This is a genomic window from Pseudomonas sp. WC2, from assembly GCF_050586545.1.
Taxonomy (GTDB): Bacteria; Pseudomonadota; Gammaproteobacteria; order Pseudomonadales; family Pseudomonadaceae; genus Aquipseudomonas.
The window spans coordinates 348,910-365,239 of sequence record NZ_JBOBDR010000001.1 but is presented as its reverse complement, the minus strand read 5'-3'; the positions used below and the strand labels follow the sequence as shown (position 1 = coordinate 365,239).

18 protein-coding genes are annotated in these 16,330 nt (G+C 61.5%); 16 read left to right on the top strand and 2 right to left on the bottom strand.

The features are described from left to right. Window positions 1–348, bottom strand: a complete 348-nt coding sequence (locus ACQ4OE_RS01755) for a helix-turn-helix domain-containing protein (protein ID WP_430945489.1) — start codon at window positions 346–348, stop codon at window positions 1–3. A 361-nt stretch (window positions 349–709) separates the two neighbouring features. On the opposite strand from ACQ4OE_RS01755, the gene trxC reads away from it, so the two are divergent. Continuing rightward, on the top strand, window positions 710–1,144 hold the full coding sequence (gene trxC, locus ACQ4OE_RS01750) for a thioredoxin TrxC (protein ID WP_430945439.1): 435 nt from the start codon (window positions 710–712) through the stop codon (window positions 1,142–1,144). 129 nt (window positions 1,145–1,273) lie between these two features. On the opposite strand, the gene ACQ4OE_RS01745 is transcribed toward trxC, so the two are convergent. After that, window positions 1,274–2,044, bottom strand: coding sequence for a ParA family protein (locus ACQ4OE_RS01745; protein WP_122593891.1), 771 nt, complete (start codon window positions 2,042–2,044; stop codon window positions 1,274–1,276). Window positions 2,045–2,400: 356 nt separating this feature from the next. On the opposite strand from ACQ4OE_RS01745, the gene ACQ4OE_RS01740 reads away from it, so the two are divergent. From ACQ4OE_RS01740 to ACQ4OE_RS01670, 15 genes are read left to right on the top strand one after another with little or no spacing between them, the layout of a single operon-like run. Continuing rightward, window positions 2,401–3,126 (top strand): beta-ketoacyl synthase chain length factor, encoded by a 726-nt coding sequence (locus ACQ4OE_RS01740; RefSeq protein ID WP_430945438.1) that lies wholly within the window; start codon window positions 2,401–2,403, stop codon window positions 3,124–3,126. Continuing rightward, a complete protein-coding gene (locus ACQ4OE_RS01735; protein ID WP_430945437.1) occupies window positions 3,102–3,911 on the top strand; it encodes a lysophospholipid acyltransferase family protein in 810 nt (269 codons plus the stop codon). Before ACQ4OE_RS01740 ends, ACQ4OE_RS01735 begins: the two co-directional genes overlap by 25 nt. After that, window positions 3,892–4,152, top strand: a complete 261-nt coding sequence (locus ACQ4OE_RS01730) for a phosphopantetheine-binding protein (RefSeq protein ID WP_016983882.1) — start codon at window positions 3,892–3,894, stop codon at window positions 4,150–4,152. Before ACQ4OE_RS01735 ends, ACQ4OE_RS01730 begins: the two co-directional genes overlap by 20 nt. 9 nt (window positions 4,153–4,161) lie before the next feature. Next, a complete protein-coding gene (locus ACQ4OE_RS01725; RefSeq protein WP_122593894.1) occupies window positions 4,162–4,416 on the top strand; it encodes an acyl carrier protein in 255 nt (84 codons plus the stop codon). Further along, the gene (locus ACQ4OE_RS01720) at window positions 4,413–4,958 is read left to right on the top strand and encodes a hypothetical protein (RefSeq protein WP_430945436.1); all 546 of its coding nucleotides are present in this window, start codon (window positions 4,413–4,415) and stop codon (window positions 4,956–4,958) included. The genes ACQ4OE_RS01725 and ACQ4OE_RS01720 overlap by 4 nt, the downstream gene beginning before the upstream one ends. Then, window positions 4,955–6,634: an AMP-binding protein gene (locus tag ACQ4OE_RS01715; protein ID WP_430945435.1), complete on the top strand. Its 1,680-nt coding sequence runs from the start codon at window positions 4,955–4,957 to the stop codon at window positions 6,632–6,634. The genes ACQ4OE_RS01720 and ACQ4OE_RS01715 overlap by 4 nt, the downstream gene beginning before the upstream one ends. Next, window positions 6,627–7,361 (top strand): glycosyltransferase family 2 protein, encoded by a 735-nt coding sequence (locus ACQ4OE_RS01710; protein WP_122593897.1) that lies wholly within the window; start codon window positions 6,627–6,629, stop codon window positions 7,359–7,361. Before ACQ4OE_RS01715 ends, ACQ4OE_RS01710 begins: the two co-directional genes overlap by 8 nt. Then, window positions 7,358–8,305: a glycosyl transferase gene (locus ACQ4OE_RS01705; RefSeq protein ID WP_430945434.1), complete on the top strand. Its 948-nt coding sequence runs from the start codon at window positions 7,358–7,360 to the stop codon at window positions 8,303–8,305. Before ACQ4OE_RS01710 ends, ACQ4OE_RS01705 begins: the two co-directional genes overlap by 4 nt. Beyond that, complete coding sequence (locus ACQ4OE_RS01700) at window positions 8,286–9,830, top strand: HAL/PAL/TAL family ammonia-lyase (protein ID WP_430945433.1); 1,545 nt, start codon at window positions 8,286–8,288, stop codon at window positions 9,828–9,830. The genes ACQ4OE_RS01705 and ACQ4OE_RS01700 overlap by 20 nt, the downstream gene beginning before the upstream one ends. After that, a complete protein-coding gene (locus tag ACQ4OE_RS01695; protein WP_016983876.1) occupies window positions 9,823–10,248 on the top strand; it encodes an acyl-CoA thioesterase in 426 nt (141 codons plus the stop codon). Before ACQ4OE_RS01700 ends, ACQ4OE_RS01695 begins: the two co-directional genes overlap by 8 nt. After that, window positions 10,245–10,847: an outer membrane lipoprotein carrier protein LolA gene (locus tag ACQ4OE_RS01690; RefSeq protein WP_430945432.1), complete on the top strand. Its 603-nt coding sequence runs from the start codon at window positions 10,245–10,247 to the stop codon at window positions 10,845–10,847. The genes ACQ4OE_RS01695 and ACQ4OE_RS01690 overlap by 4 nt, the downstream gene beginning before the upstream one ends. Continuing rightward, window positions 10,831–13,170, top strand: a complete 2,340-nt coding sequence (locus ACQ4OE_RS01685) for an MMPL family transporter (protein WP_430945431.1) — start codon at window positions 10,831–10,833, stop codon at window positions 13,168–13,170. The genes ACQ4OE_RS01690 and ACQ4OE_RS01685 overlap by 17 nt, the downstream gene beginning before the upstream one ends. Further along, window positions 13,167–14,330, top strand: a complete 1,164-nt coding sequence (locus ACQ4OE_RS01680) for a sodium:proton antiporter (protein WP_430945430.1) — start codon at window positions 13,167–13,169, stop codon at window positions 14,328–14,330. The genes ACQ4OE_RS01685 and ACQ4OE_RS01680 overlap by 4 nt, the downstream gene beginning before the upstream one ends. Next, window positions 14,317–15,564 carry an NAD(P)/FAD-dependent oxidoreductase gene (locus tag ACQ4OE_RS01675; protein WP_430945429.1) on the top strand — a complete coding sequence of 416 codons (1,248 nt, stop codon included), beginning with the start codon at window positions 14,317–14,319 and terminating at the stop codon, window positions 15,562–15,564. Before ACQ4OE_RS01680 ends, ACQ4OE_RS01675 begins: the two co-directional genes overlap by 14 nt. Next, window positions 15,561–16,286: a class I SAM-dependent methyltransferase gene (locus ACQ4OE_RS01670; RefSeq protein ID WP_122593904.1), complete on the top strand. Its 726-nt coding sequence runs from the start codon at window positions 15,561–15,563 to the stop codon at window positions 16,284–16,286. Before ACQ4OE_RS01675 ends, ACQ4OE_RS01670 begins: the two co-directional genes overlap by 4 nt. The last annotated feature ends 44 nt before the right edge of the window (window positions 16,287–16,330 follow it).

Genomic DNA, 16,330 nt, shown 5'->3' with positions numbered 1-16,330 from the left:
CTAGATAAATACGTCTACAGGCAGCTTGAAGTACTCAGCCAACCATCGAACCTGTCGCAGGTTTAGTTGCCGCTTGCCGCTCAGGATCTCAGAGACGACTGACTGAGTGCCCACTCCAGGCAAGTCGCTCTGGGTCAAACCATGCTCACGCATCAGATATCCCAATACTTCAAAACCCGGAGGTTTTGGGACCGGGTGATGCGTTTGATCCCATTCTTCAATCCAGTCACCAATGATATCCACCAAGCTCATCAACGGATGAGACTCGTCATCACCGGTAATTTCCAGCAGTTTGTCGACCGCCAACACCAAGGCATCGTAGTCGTCTTCGTTTTCTGGCAACTGCAGAAAACGAGTAAAGCGACCCGGACCTTGGTCCGCACCGGAATCAAGGCAAACACTTTCAAAGCCAACAGAGTCCCCGGTGAGCGAACAACTCGTCCGGGCATTTAAGGTTTTTAGATATTCAGAGCCCTTCAAAAGCTCCGAGAGTGGAAGGCGTTTAACGGTCTTGGCGGTCATAGGAACGTATTTCGCTCAGTTCTGCACAAGATGACCGATTAGATAAAATACAGATAGTCAGCCTCCGCGCAGACGTGCGTAGGCCCTTTCCTCAACTGAGGAAGGTAAGGACCTACAGATCAATTCCTTGATAATCGTGACTTTGCCTCCAGATCAGTCTCATAGACGTCCTGCCTGAGAGCCCATCATGTCCGAACCACTCCTCATCCCCTGCCCCTCCTGCAACGGCCTCAACCGCATCCCGTCGGAGCGTCTCACCGATCAGCCCAAATGCGGTCGTTGTAAATCCCCGGTGCTGCTAAGCAAACCCTTCGAACTCAAGCAAGGCGATTACGCCAGTCAGATCAAGGGCGATCTGCCGTTGCTGGTGGATGTCTGGGCGGAGTGGTGTGGGCCGTGCAAGTCGTTTGCACCGGTATTCGAGCAGGCGGCAGCGCAACTGGCGGGCAAGTGCCGGCTGGCCAAGCTTGATAGCGAGGCGAATCAGCAGTTGTCGGCGCAGTTGGGGATTCGCTCGATCCCGAGTTTGATTCTGTTCAAGAACGGCAAAGAGGTGGCGCGGCAAAGTGGTGCGTTTCCGTTGCCGCAGTTGATGGCTTGGTTGCGCAGCCAAGGCATCTAACCCAACACAGATCGAAAGTGGGAGCGAGCCTGCTCGCGAAAGCGGTAGATCGGTCAACGAAAATGTCGACTGAACTGACGCATTCGCGAGCAGGCTCGCTCCCACAGGGGATTTCGGTGGCTCAGGAAATCAGTGACCTTCGAGCAGGTCGTGCAGCTCGACGAACTGCTGGGTGAGCTTGTGCCGTGGATCGAGGTGAATCAGCGGCATGCTGGCCTGGTGCGACTCCCGCATGCGCACCGAACTGGACAGATACACCGGCAATACCGGCAAACCCTCGGCAATCAATTCATCAAGAATCTGCTGCGGCAGGCTGGCCCGGGCCTGGAACTGGTTGACCACGATGCCTTCAACTTCCAGACCTTCGTTGTGGTCGTCCTTCAGCTCTTCGATTTCCGCGATAAGCCCGTACAAGGCCTGACGGGAAAAACTGTCGCAATCGAAGGGAATCAATACGCGATCAGCGGCAATCAGCGCTGATACCGCATAAAAATTCAGTGCCGGCGGGGTATCAAGGTAGATCCGGTCGTAATCTTCGGACAACTCATCCAGCAACTTACGCAGCTTGTTGATCTTGTGCTTGGCCTCAAGCTTGGGCTGCAGGTCGGCCAGTTCGGCTGTCGCGGTGATGATGTGCAGGTTGTCGAACGGGGTTTCATAGATGTCGGCCTGATTCTTCTTCGAGAACGGCCCGGAAGACAGGGTTTGCTTGAAGAATTCGGCGATGCCCATCGGAATGTCGTCGCCGGTGAGCCCGGTCAGATATTGAGTGGAGTTGGCCTGAGCATCGAGGTCGACCAACAGCGTGCGATACCCCTCGCTGGCGCTGACCGCCGCCAGATTGCAGGCAATGCTGGATTTGCCTACGCCACCTTTCTGATTGAACACCACGCGCCGCATGACCAAACCTCCGTGTATCAAAGAATGACCGAGTGTAGATGCGCGCAGCCTCGCTTTGCCACCTTCACGGACACGGACTACAGAGTCCGGTGCAAATATCCCCGCATGCCCGGCGTAGAAACTTGCATTGATCGCCGAGACGGCCGACAGACACGCCGCTGACAATCTGGATAATGGCCAAGTGACAGTTTTACCGCAAACCAAGCAGTACATTTCGTTGCACAAAATGTAACCAACATTTGCTACACACCCGTCTCACCGGGATAATGCGCGCCACTCGGCGCCAAGCGCCACGCCACGCCCGTCGCGGTTTTGGTGATTCAACGCGTCAACAAAAGCCCGCAGGGGCGGGATGAATGTCCGTGATCAACTTCAACATCGCCCAATGGCGCGCGTGGGCCCCGGGGCTCGACAGCGTGGACGCCTGGCAGGCCTGGAGCCGACAGCCGGTTGTGCTCCAGAGCAGTGATGCCGCGCCCGATGTGTCGTTTTTGCCGGCCATGCAGCGCCGCCGCCTCAGTCGACTGGCGCGGATGGCATTCAGCGTTGGCTGGCCACTGGCAGACGGACGGGAGAATCTGCCGCTGGTGTTTGTTTCGCGCCACGGTGAAACCCCGCGCACTTACGACATCCTCAGCGATCTGGCCACCGACCAGCCGCTGTCGCCGACCCAGTTCAGCCTCTCAGTACACAACGCGATCATTGGCCTGTGGTCGATCATGCGTGGCGAAACCAGCGAAATGACCGCCCTTGCCGCCGCGGGCGACGGCCTCGAACACGGCATGCTCGAAGCGGCTGCCCTGTTGAATGAAGGCGCCCCTGCCGTGCTGCTGGTGATCACCGAAGAACAGCCGCCCGTCGCCTACTCGAAATGGATCGACGATGTACCGTTTCCTTACGCCGTCGGCCTGCTGCTCACCCCCGGTACCGACTGGCGGCTGACCCTGAACAGCACCTCGCAAGCAGTGTCAAAACCGCACTGGCCCCACGCGCTCAATCTGCTGCGAACCCTGCTCGGCCAGCAACCCCTTTGCCAACATGCCTGGAAAAATCGTGTATGGACCTGGCAACGCAGCCTGTGACCGGGAAAAACCGCGACGCCTACTATTGGCGCCTGCTGGCCACCGCGGCGAGTTTCGCCCTGTTCGGGCTCGGCGGGCTGTGCCTGCGTCTCGTGGTGTTTCCGATACTCGGCTGTCTGGGCGGTGATGCGCTCAAGCATCGCCAGCGCGCGCGGCAGACCGTCAGTCGGCTGTTCTGGTTTTTCGTGCGGTTCATGGCCCGTACCGGGGTGCTGACCTACGACATTCAGGGCGCCGAACGCCTCGGTCGCCCTGGGCAGATGATCATCGCCAACCACCCGTCGCTGATCGACGTGGTGTTTCTCATCGGCCTGGTGCGCCAGGCCAATTGCGTAGTGAAGAAGAGCCTGTGGGAAAACCCCTTCACTCGCGGCCCCCTGCGCAGCACCGAATACATCAGCAATGACGGCAGCATGGACATGCTCGATGCTGCCGCCGAGTCGCTGCAAAACGGCCAGACCCTGATCATTTTCCCCGAAGGCACGCGCACCCAGCCGGGTCAGGCGCCGGCCTTTCATCGGGGGGCGGCGGCGATTGCCCTGCGCGGTGCGAAAATCCTCACCCCGGTGGTGATCAAGGTCAGCCCGACCACGCTGACCAAAGCCGAGCCGTGGTATCGCATCCCCAGCCGCCGCGTGCACTTCAGTTTTCGCGTCGGGGCCGATATAGACCCACAAGCCTTTGCCGCGCAGGGGCCTGCACCGCAGGCTTCGCGCAAGCTCAACGATTATTTGCACTCTTACTTTATTAAGGAGCTCGCCGAAGATGAGCGATCTGAATCGTGATATCAAACTGCTGATCATCGACGCCCTCGGCCTCGAAGACATCAGCGTCGACGACATCGGCGATGAACAAACGCTGTTCGGCGAAGGCCTGGGCCTGGATTCCGTCGACGCGCTGGAACTGGGTCTGGCGATCCAGAAAAAGTACGGCATCAAAATCGACGCCGACGCCAAAGACACCCGCAACCATTTCACCAACGTGGCGAGCCTTGCGGCGTTCGTCACGGCAAAACAGGCAGCTTGAGACCGGACCATGCAAACTCGTGACGATATTTTCAACACCCTGCGCGCTGCCCTGGTCGAGCTGTTCGAACTGGATCCGGCCCGTGTGAGCCTGGATTCCAATCTGTATCAGGACCTGGAAATCGACAGCATCGATGCGGTCGACCTGATCGATCACATCAAGCGTCAGACCGGCAAGAAGATCGCCGCTGAAGAGTTCAAATCAGTGCGCACGGTCGGTGACGTGGTCGAGGCGGTCTACCGTCTGGTTCAACCGGCCGCATGAGCCGATTGATCGGCCTCGGCCTGCTGCTGGCCGGTCTGTTGTACCCCTTTGCGGTGTATTTCGGCATGGAGCATTTTGCGCCGTGGCAGTTCGGCCTGTTGCTCGGCAGCTTGTGGCTGGCGCGGGCACTGACTGGCGAACGCAAGCCCGGCAGCCTGTGGATGGCCTGTGTGGCAATCGTGTTCTGCCTGTTGCTGGCGCTGTTCGACAGCCCGCTGTTGCTGCGCTGGTACCCGGTGCTGATCAGCGGCTTCATGCTGGTGCTGTTCAGCCTGAGCTTGAAATACGGCCCGCCGATGGTCGAGCGCATGGCGCGCTTGCGTGAGCCAGAGCTGCCGGACGTCGCGATTCGTTACACACGCAAGGTCACTGTGGCCTGGAGCGTGTTTTTCTTCTGCAACGGTTTGTGCGCCGCCCTCCTGACCCTGTGGGCGCCGCTGAATTGGTGGATGTTGTACACCGGCCTGATCTCCTATGGATTGATCGGCCTGATGTTTGCCATTGAATGGCTGATACGACAACGGGTAAGAGGCCGTACATGAATTGGATAAAACTTGAGCAGCTATTGCTCAAGGCGCTGCCGGCGCGGGCGATCAGCCACGCACCGGCACTCGATCACGCGCAATTGTGCGAGCAGGCCCTGAGCGTTGCCGCCGGCCTGCAGGCGAAGGGTGTGAAACGCTTGGCCGTGCATCTGGAAGATGCCGCTGATCTCGCCATCGCCCTGCTCGGTGCCTGGCGCGCGGGCGTCAGCGTGCTGCTGCCGGCCGATTTGCAGGCACAGACGCGCCAGCGCTGGTCGGCTGACGTCGATCTGTGGCTGACCGATCACGCCGATGACGCGCATCTGATTGACCTTTATCAGCCAGCATTGCCCGCCGCCGAACTGGACCTCGATCAATGCCGCCTGAGCCTGTGTACTTCCGGCTCCAGCGGAGAACCCAAGCGTATCGACAAGACCCTGCGGCAAATGGCCAACGAGGTCGAGGCGCTGGAGCAACTGTGGGGCGCGGATCTCGGTGCAGCCTGCATCATCGGCAGCGTCGCCACCCAGCACATCTACGGCCTGCTGTTCCGCGTGCTGTGGCCGCTCTGCGCCGGGCGTTCGTTCGTGCGGGCGCAACTGGCCTTTCCGGAAGATTTGCAGCGCGCCAGCCGCGAATATCCGGCCTTCGCCTGGGTGGCCAGCCCGGCGCTGCTCAAGCGCATGGGCGACAACCTCGACTGGCCGGCTCTGAGTGCGGTGCGCCGAGTGTTTTCCTCCGGTGGCGCGCTGCCGGCCGACGCCGCGAAAAGCCTGCAGCAACGCCTGCAGCAGTGGCCGACCGAGATCCTTGGCAGCTCGGAAACCGGCGGTATCGCCTGGCGCCAGGGCCAACCGCTGTGGCAACCGTTTGCCGGGGTCGAGCTGAGTCAGGACAACGACGGTGCACTGTTGGTTGCCTCGCCTTACCTGCCCGCCGGCCATATCGAACACACCGCCGATGCCGCGCGCATCGAGGGCGACGGTCGCTTCGAACTGCTCGGGCGCCTGGACCGGATCGTCAAACTCGAAGAGAAACGCATCTCCCTGCCCATGCTCGAACAAGCCTTGGTCGCTCACGACTGGGTCGCTGAAGCGCGTCTGGGCGTGGTGCAGGAAAACCGTGCGTCCCTTGGCGCTCTGCTGGTGCTCAGCGCGTCTGGGCTGTTTGCCTTGCGTGAACACGGCCGGCGCAGCCTGACGGAAAGCCTGCGCAAACATCTGAGCCAGCATTGCGAAGCCTTGGCCTTGCCACGGCGCTGGCGTCTGCTGCGGCAATTGCCGCTGAACAGCCAGGGCAAACTGCCTCAGGCCGACGTCGAAGCGCTGCTGCTTGCCCCACGGCCGAAAGCGCCTGAAGTGCTGGAACAGGTGGAGACGGACGGTGAATGGAGCCTGCAACTGAGCGTGCCGCCGGATCTGGTCTATTTCAGCGGGCACTTCCCCAAGGCTCCGGTTCTGCCGGGCGTCGTGCAGGTGGAGTGGGCGCTGAACCTCGGTCGCCAACTGCTGAATCTGACCGGCCCGTTCGCCGGCATGGAAGTGCTGAAATTCCAGCAACTGGTGCGTCCCGGCGATGAAATCCAGCTGCACCTGCGCTTTGATCCCGAGCGCAGCAAACTGTATTTCGCTTATCGCAATGACACGGCGACCTGCTCCAGTGGGCGCATTCTGCTGGGAGCCGCTCATGCATAACCCTTGCGCCGTGATTCCGGTTTACAACCACGAAACCGCAATCACCACCGTGGTCGACGCCCTGCTGGCGCAACGTCTGCCGTGCATTCTGGTGGACGACGCCAGCAGCCAATCCTGCGCCAAAGTGCTCGACACCTTGGCCGAACGTGAAGATGTGCATCTGGTGCGCCTCACCGCCAATCAGGGCAAGGGCGGCGCGGTGATGACCGGTCTGCGTGAGGCGTCACGACTGGGGTTCAGCCATGCCTTGCAGGTCGATGCCGACGGCCAGCACGATTTGCACGACGTCGCGCGTTTTGTTGAAGAATCCCGCGCCCATCCCGAGGCGATGATTTGCGGTTATCCGCTGTTCGATGACAGCGTGCCCAAGGGCCGCTTGTACGCGCGCTACCTGACCCATGTGATGGTGTGGATCAACACGCTGTCGCTGCAGATCCGCGATTCGATGTGCGGTTTCCGCGTTTATCCGCTGGCTCCGACGCTGGCACTGATCGACTCGGCCAAAATCGGCAAGCGCATGGATTTCGACTCCGACATTCTGGTGCGCCTGTCGTGGCGCAATCAGCCGATGCGCTGGTTGCAAACCAGCGTGCACTACCCGTTGGACGGTGTGTCGCACTTTCGCCTGTTCCATGACAACGCGCTGATTTCGAGCATGCACACTCGCCTGTTCTTCGGCATGTTGCTGCGCTTTCCACTGATCCTCTGGCGACGGTGGCGCGCATGACTGACGAAGCCGACAAGAAGCACTGGGCCGACCGCGAAGAACGCGGCAGTTTCCTGCTGATGAAATTCACCGCGTTCGCCGCCAAAGTCCTCGGCCGACGCCTGCTCAGCCCGTTGCTGTACGGCATCGTGTTGTACTTTTTCCTGTTCGGTCGCACCGCGCGACGCAGTACCTGGCAATACCAGCAACGCCTGGCCGAATGGAACCAGCGCGAGGATTTGCGTCCAAGCCACTGGCGCGTGTTCGGCCAGTTCATGGCCTTCGCCGATTCGCTGCTCGACAAGCTCGATGTGTGGAACGGCAAGCTGCGCATCGAACAGATCGAAATCATCGACCCGGCGCTGCTGCGCAATCAGTTGCGCGGCAGTCGCGGGCAACTGCTGGTCGGCGCGCACCTGGGCAACCTCGAAGTCTGCCGCGCACTGGCGGAGATCGGTGAAAAGGTCACCATGAACGTGCTGGTGCACACCAAGCACGCCGAGCAATTCAATCGTCTGCTCGGTGAGGCAGGGGCAACCAATTTGCGCCTGATTCAGGTCAGCGAGCTCGACCCGGTGATCATGCTGCAACTGCACGAACGCCTGGAGCGCGGCGAGTGGCTGGCGATTGCCGGCGACCGCGTGCCGCTGCACGGTGGGCGCAGCGTTACCGTGGACTTTCTCGGCCACCCGGCGCCCTTCCCGCAAGGCCCATGGCTGCTGGCCGGTCTACTCAAATGCCCGGTCAACTTGCTGATGTGCCTCAAGCAACCGGACGGCCACTATCGCCTGACCCTCGAACCCTTCGCCGACGCCGTGGTGTGGAAGCGCAGCGAGCGCGAGCAGGTCATTCATCAGTGGGCCACCCGCTATGCGCAGCGCCTGAGTCACTATTGCCTCGAAGCGCCGCAACAATGGTTCAACTTTTACCCTTTCTGGAAGACCGATGACGACGCCAACCCATGAGCCGGTAACCTTCGGCGAACGCCCTTTGCGCATCGAAGACGTGCTGGCCCTGGCCAACCGTCAGGCGCCCGTGCAGTTGCAGAGTGACGCCGACTATCGCGAGCGCATTGCCAAGGGCGCGCGATTCCTCGATTCGTTGCTGGACAAGGAAGGCGTGATCTACGGCGTGACCACCGGTTACGGCGACTCCTGTGTAGTCGCGGTGCCGCTGCATCACGTCGAAGCGTTGCCGCGTCACCTCTACACCTTTCACGGTTGCGGGCTGGGTAAACTGCTCGACGCGCAAGCCACCCGTGCGGTGCTGGCGGCGCGTTTGCAGTCGCTGTGCCACGGCGTCTCCGGCGTGCGCGTCGAGCTGCTGGAGCGCCTGCACGCGTTCCTCGAATACGACATCCTGCCGCTTATTCCGGAAGAAGGTTCGGTCGGCGCCAGCGGTGATCTGACGCCGCTGTCATACGTTGCCGCGACCCTCTCTGGCGAACGTGAAGTGATGTTCCGTGGCGAGCGCCGTCAGGCTGCCGACGTGCATCGCGAACTCGGCTGGATACCTTTGGTGCTGCGCCCGAAAGAAGCGCTGGCGCTGATGAACGGCACCGCCGTGATGACGGGCCTCGCCTGCCTGGCCTTCGCCCGCGCCGATTATCTGCTGCAACTGGCCACGCGCATCACCGCGCTCAACGTGGTCGCGCTGCAAGGCAATCCGGAGCACTTCGACGAACGCCTGTTCGCCGCCAAACCGCACCCGGGGCAAATGCAGGTCGCCGCGTGGCTGCGCAAAGATCTGGCGATCGACGCACCGACTGCGCCGCTGCATCGTTTGCAGGATCGCTACTCGCTGCGCTGCGCCCCGCACGTGCTCGGCGTATTGGCCGACAGCCTGAACTGGCTGCGGTCGTTCATCGAAACCGAATTGAACAGCGCCAACGACAACCCGATCATCGACGCCGAAGCCGAGCGCGTGCTGCACGGCGGGCACTTCTACGGCGGGCACATTGCGTTCGCCATGGACAGCCTGAAAAACCTCGTGGCGAACGTCGCCGACTTGTTGGATCGCCAGCTCGCTTTGCTGGTCGACGAGCGCTACAACCACGGTCTGCCGAGCAATCTGTCGGGCGCTCCGGCGGATCGCGCGATGATCAACCACGGTTTCAAAGCCGTGCAGATCGGCACCAGCGCGTGGACCGCCGAAGCGCTGAAAAACACCATGCCAGCCAGCGTGTTCTCGCGCTCCACCGAGTGCCACAACCAGGACAAAGTGAGCATGGGCACCATCGCCGCCCGCGATGCGATTCGTGTGCTGGAGCTGACCGAACAGGTCGCCGCCGCGACCCTGCTCGCCGCCAATCAAGGTGTATGGCTGCGCGCGCAGGTCGAAGACGCCCGTCCGCTGCCACCATCGCTGGCAGCCATGCACGCAGAGCTGGCCAAAGACTTCCCGCCGGTCATTGAAGACCGCGCACTGGAAGGCGAACTGCGCCTGTGCCTGCAACGCATCGCCGCGCAACACTGGAGGCTGCATGCGTAGCGCCGGAGTACTGCACGCCGACACCGAAATCCTCGTGCCGTTTTTTGACGTCGACACCATGCACGTGGTCTGGCACGGCCATTACGTCAAATACCTCGAAGTCGCGCGCTGTGCGCTGCTGGACAAGATAGGCCACAACTACACGCACATGGTCGAGTCCGGGTTCGCCTGGCCGATCATCGACCTGCAACTGCGCTACGTGCGCGGCGCGGTGTTTGGGCAGCGCCTGAATGTGCGCGCCAGTCTGGTCGAGTGGGAAAACCGTCTGAAGATCAACTATCTGATCACCGATCTGCACAGCGGCGAACGCCTGACCCGCGCCAGCTCGGTGCAGGTCGCCGTCGAAGTGAGCAGCCGCGAGATGCAGCTCGCCTCACCGAAAGTCTTCACCGACGCCGTGGAAAGGATGCTGCGATGAATATCTTTGTGAAAAGCCTGAGCGCGCTGGCGCTGCTGGCAATGTCGACACTGGCCAACGCCTTTGACCTGCAACAACTCAGCGAGCAACTGGCGAAACCGGACGTAATCCACGGCCAGTTCATCCAGGAAAAACACCTGCGCGCCCTGCCGCAACCGTTGATCAGCAAGGGCAGTTTCGTCCTCGCAAAAAATCATGGCCTGCTCTGGTTGCTGAAAACCCCGCTGAAGCAGGATTACCGGATCACCGCCAAAGGCATCGCCCGCCGCGACGACAACGGCTGGCAATTGCTGCCGAACAAGAGCGCGGGCGCCGAGCAGAACCGCTTGTTTCTCGCCGTGCTGCAAGGTGACAGCAGCGGCCTGCAACGGGATTTCGAACTGGCCTTGAGCGGCGACGCACAGCAATGGAAACTCACGCTGACCCCGCGTTCGCTGTTGCTCAAGCAAGTGTTCAACCAGATCAACATCGACGGCGGCGCGCTGGTGCAGACCATCGAACTGTTGGAAACCCAAGGCGACAGCACCGTGCTGCGCATGCAGGACAGCACTGCCAATCAACCGTTGAGCGACGCGGAGCAACATGACTTTGCCGAGTGAACGCAGGCTGCCCTGGCTGTTTCTGATCCTGCTGCTGGCTGTCGTCGCGCTGGCCGGGTGGCAGTGGCGCGACGGTGCGCCGCTGTCGGCGAACCTGATGGAGCTGGTGCCCGGCACCAATCCCGATGCGCTCGAACTGCGCGCCGAACAGCGCATGCAAGAGCCGCTCAACCGCGAAATGCTGGTATTGGTCGGCCACGCTGATCGCCAGCAAGCGGTGGCCATGGCGCAGACGCTGGGCGAGCAATGGCAGGCCAGCGGCCTGTTCGAAAAAGTGCAGTGGAATCTGCAAGCAGACCTACCCGCCCTGCGCACGCAACTGCTGCAAGGGCGTTTGGCGATGCTCTCTGCGGACGATCGGCAACTGCTCAGCGAACACCCCGACGTGTTCATTCAGCAGCGCGTGCAGGCGCTGTTCGACCCCTTCACCGGTTTCAGTCTGGTATCGAGCCAGGATGACTGGCTGGGCCTGACCGGACGTATTCAGAACAGTCAGCCGAAACACGGCGCGGTGCAACTGGACATCGGCAGCGGTGCCTTGGTCGCCGATGCCGACGGCAAGAGTTGGGTGATGCTGCGTGCGCGCACGACCGGCAATGCCTTCGACATGAATCTGCCGTTGCAAGTGGCAGACCTGCTCGAGCACAGCCGTGAACAAGCGGAGAAAGCCGACGTGCAGCTGCTGGCTGCCAGCGGTTTGCTGTACGCGGCCAACGGTCAGCAACAAGCCACTCGCGAGATGACCTGGGTCGGCGGCGGTGCCACCGTCGGCATTCTGCTGTTGCTGCTGTTGGCGTTTCGCCGCTGGCGCGTTTTGCTGGCGTTCGTGCCGGTGCTGGTCGGCATGCTGTTCGGCGCGGTGGCGTGCGTGGCGCTGTTCGGCCACATGCATGTGATGACGCTGGTACTCGGCTCCAGCCTGATCGGTGTGGCGGTGGATTACCCGCTGCACTACCTGTCGAAGAGCTGGAGCCTGAAGCCGTGGCGCAGTTGGCCGGCGTTGCGCTTGACGCTGTCCGGACTGACCTTGAGCCTGATCACCAGCGCCATCGGCTATCTGGCGCTGGCGTGGACGCCGTTTCCGGCGCTGACGCAAATTGCCGTGTTCTCCGCCGCCGGCTTGCTCGGTGCTTACCTGTCCGCCGTTTGCCTGCTGCCGGCGCTGCTGAGCAACGTCGAACTGCGCCCGGCGCAATGGCCGCTGCATCTGGCCGAGCGCCTGATCAATCTGCGCGAAAAGCTCCTCGAACGCGTGCGCACGCCAGTGCTGTTGGCGCTGCTGATCGCGTTCTGCGTGGGCGGTCTGGTGCAACTGCAAAGCAAGAACGACATTCGCCAATGGGTTGGCGCCCCGCAGCGGCTGACCGATGAGGCGCAGTCGGTCGCACGGATCACCGGCTACCAGCCGACCAGTCAATTCTTCCTCGTGCGCGGCGCCAATCAACAGCAATTGCTGGAACGACAGGCCGCGCTGAGCGACCGCCTGGAACAACTGGTCAATCTCGACAAGCTGCAAGGCTATCTGGCCCTCGATCAACTGGTCAGCCCGCCGCGCCAACAGCAGCAAGTGCGCGAAGCCCTGAACAAGCTGCCGCAATACTGGCAGCCATTGCTCGATCTCGGGGTGCCAGTCACGGCGCTGCAAAACGAGCTACAGCAATTGCAGGCGCTCCCCGCTGAAGACATCGACGCCGCACTGGCCGGTCCGCTCGGCGAGCCTTACCGCACGCTCTGGCTCGGCCCGACCGACGACGGCGTCGCGGCGATGACCAGTCTGCAAGGCTTGAACAATCCTTCGCTGTTGCGCATTCAGGCGTTGGACTTGCCGGGGGTGATGCTGGTCGATCGTCTCGGTGAGTTGAATGAAGTGTTCGCCGCCACGCAAATCAGTGCTGCCGAACTGAAGCTCGCCTCGTGCGTGTTGATCGTGCTGGTGCTGATCCTGCCGTTCGGCTTCGGCGGTGCGCTGCGCATAGTTGCCCTGCCGTTGCTCGCCGCACTGTGCAGCCTCGCCAGCCTCGGTTGGCTCGGTCAGCCGCTGACGCTGTTCAGCCTGTTCGGACTGCTGTTGGTGACGGCGATCAGCGTTGATTACGCGATTCTCATGCGCGAGCAAGTGGGCGGCGCAGCGGTAAGTCTCCTCGGCACCTTGCTGGCCGCCGTGACCACGTGGTTATCGTTTGGTTTGCTCGCGGTTTCCAGCACACCGGCGGTGAGCAACTTCGGTTTGTCGGTGAGCCTCGGTCTGGCGTTCAGCTTCATGCTCGCACCGTGGGCCGGGCGCCACGAACATGCCCCCGCAGTCGCGGAGCCCATAGCATGATGGTCGCAGGCTTTTGGCTGCTGGCCATGGCGCTGTTTGCCGTGGCAACCCGCGTGGGCCGGCATTTCGGTCTGATTCCGATCGTCAGCCAGTTGCTGCTGGCAAGCTTCGGTTTGCCGCTGGTGATGTACTTCTGGATCGAACCGGGCTGGCAGCTCAGCGGGGCCCAACTGATCGCTCCAGACTGGCTGAAAAACCTCTACAGCCTGAGTTTTGCCCTGCTGCTCGGGCACATTCTCAGCGATGTGATCGATCTGAAGCTGGATCGACAAAGCCTGAAAATCGCCGTGCCGAGTTTCCTTGTGCCCTTCGTCTGCGGTCTGGCGGCGGCCGGCTGGCTGCTGCCGGCACAACCGTGGCTCAACTCGCTGGCGATCGGCCTGGTGTTCGCAATTACCGCGATTCCGGTGCTGTATCTGTATCTGCGCCACATCGATTACCCGCCCGCCGCCACTCGGCGTCTGGTGCAAACCGCGATCCTCATCGATCTGACGTGCTGGACGCTGTTCGGCCTCGCCCAAGGCAGCCTGCATCTGAGCAGCCTGCTGCTGCCGCTGGTGCTCGCTTGTGTACCCCTGGCGCTGTACGTGTTCCGTGTGCGCCGGCCGCTGACTTACAGCCTCAGCTTCTTTGCGCTTTTGGTGATGGCCGAGCATTACAAACTCAACGCGCTGATCTTCGGCATTGGCTATCTGCTGTGCATGGCCGCGCTGAAAGTACCGCTCGTGTTGCCGTTGCCCGCGCGCTGGATGAGCCGTTTGCAGACGTGGATCGCCATTCCGCTGATTCTGACTTTCGGCATCGTGCAGATCGATGTGCACAGCGCCCTCGCCAGCCTCGGCCCGGCACAATGGGCGGCGCTGCTGCTGTTGCCGATTGCCAGTAAACTGCTCGGCAACTGGCTCGGCCTCGCCTGGGCCGGCGCCTCGTTCGAAGGCGCCAGCCGCTGGCGCGAGAGCGTGCTGCTGAACATCCGTGGCCTGAGCGAAATCGTTTTTCTCAATTTGCTGCTGCAACAACAGCTCATCACCCCGGCGCTGTATTTCGCGCTGATGCTGATGGGCCTGATCGCGACGCTGCTACCGGCCCTGATCGGCCTGCATCGCGCACCTTTGAATCTGCAACATCCTTTACCCCGGAGCTCGCGTGCCAATCGTTGAAATGGAATCCCGTCAGGTCGTGGTCATCGGTGCCGGTCCGTCCGGCGCAATCGCCGCTGCGTTGCTCAAGCGTAACGGCCACGATGTGCTGGTGATCGAGCGCCAGCACTTTCCGCGCTTTTCCATCGGTGAAAGCCTGCTCAGCCACTGCCTGGATTTTGTCGAAGAAGCCGGCATGCTCGACGCCGTCAACGCCGCTGGTTTCCAGCGCAAGACCGGTGCTGCATTCGCTTGGGGCGAGTGCTACAGCGCGTTCGATTTCAGCGACACCTTTACCGACGGCAAGCCGACCACGTTCCAGGTGCAACGCGCCGATTTCGACAAACTGCTGGCTGATCAGGCGACGCTGCAAGGCGTTGAAATTCGCTACGGCGATGCCATCGTCAGCGTTGATTTCGACCGGACAAGACCGCAGCTCGACGTGCGCCGCGAGGACGGTAGCGAATACCGCGTCGAAGCGGATTTCGTGTTGGATGCCAGCGGTTACGGTCGCGTGCTGTCGCGGCTGCTGGATCTGGAGGCACCGTCGAATTTCCCGGTGCGCCAAGCGGTGTTCACCCACGTCGAAGATCACATCGACAACCCGGCGTTCGACCGCGAAAAAATCCTCGTCACCACCCATCCGGAACATCGCGATGTCTGGTTCTGGACGATCCCGTTCAGCAACGGCCGTTGCTCGGTGGGCGTGGTCGCGGCCGCCAAACATTTTGCCGGTCGCGATGCTGACCTCGACGCCTGCCTGCGCAGCTTCATTGCCGAAACCCCAAGCCTCGCCGGCGTGCTGAACAACGCCGTCTGGGACACCCCGGCGCGCACCCTCGGTGGCTACGCGGCCAACGTGAAAACCCTGCACGGGCCGGGCTTCGCGCTGCTTGGCAACGCGGCAGAATTTCTCGATCCGGTGTTCTCTTCGGGCGTGACCATCGCCATGCGCTCGGCGAGCATGGCCGCTGCCGTGCTGCACCGACAGTTGCAGGGTGAATCGGTCGATTGGCAAACCGAGTTTGCCGAGCCGCTCAAGCGTGGTGTCGACACCTTCCGCTGCTACGTCGAGGGCTGGTACGCCGGCACTTTCCAGGACGTGATTTTCTACGAGGACAGCCAGGCGGATATCCGGCGGATGATCTGCTCGATCCTTGCCGGTTATGCCTGGGATGAGCGCAATCCGTTCGTCAGCGAAGCGCGGCGCCGTTTGAACATGATTTCCGAACTCTGTGCAAAGGACGCCACATGAATTACTTGAGCGACAACTACGTCGAGGAGACCCGCTTCGGTTTCTGGTTCCTGCGCAGCCACACCTGGCAGCACCATGTGTTGCGGGTGGCGATCAACGATTTGCGCGGGTTGTTCGGTGAGTCGCTGCCGCAAAACCCGGTGTTGCTCGATGCCGGTTGCGGCCAGGGCAAGTCGTTCGCCCACCTGCGCCAGACCTTTGCGCCGCAGCGTTTGATCGGCGTTGATGCCGATCCGCATAGCCTTGAGCTGAGTGCTGAAGAAGCGGCGCGGCTGAATCTGCACGTCGAGCTGGTCGGCAGCGATTGCGCCACGCTCAATGTGCCGGACGCCAGTGTCGATCTGCTGTTCTGCCATCAGACTTTTCATCATCTGGTCGAGCAGGAAAAAGCCCTCGCCGAGTTCTATCGCGTGCTCAAACCGGGTGGCTATCTGCTGTTCGCTGAATCCACCGAGGCTTACATTGATACCTGGGTGATTCGCTGGTTGTTTCGTCATCCGATGCATGTGCAGAAGAGTGCGGCGCAGTATCTTGAGATGATTCGCGGGCAGGGTTTCGAGTTTAGCGAGCAGAACGTTTCCTACCCGTATCTGTGGTGGAGCCGGTCGGCGGATTTTGGTTTGCTGGAGCGCTTTGGGTTGCTCAAACCCAAGCCGTTTGGGCAGCGTGAAGAGACGTTGGTGAATGTTGTCGCGCGCAAGCCGCTTGAAGGTGATCGTTAATGCGACACATAACGTGTGGGAGCGAGCCTGCTCGCGAAAGCGAT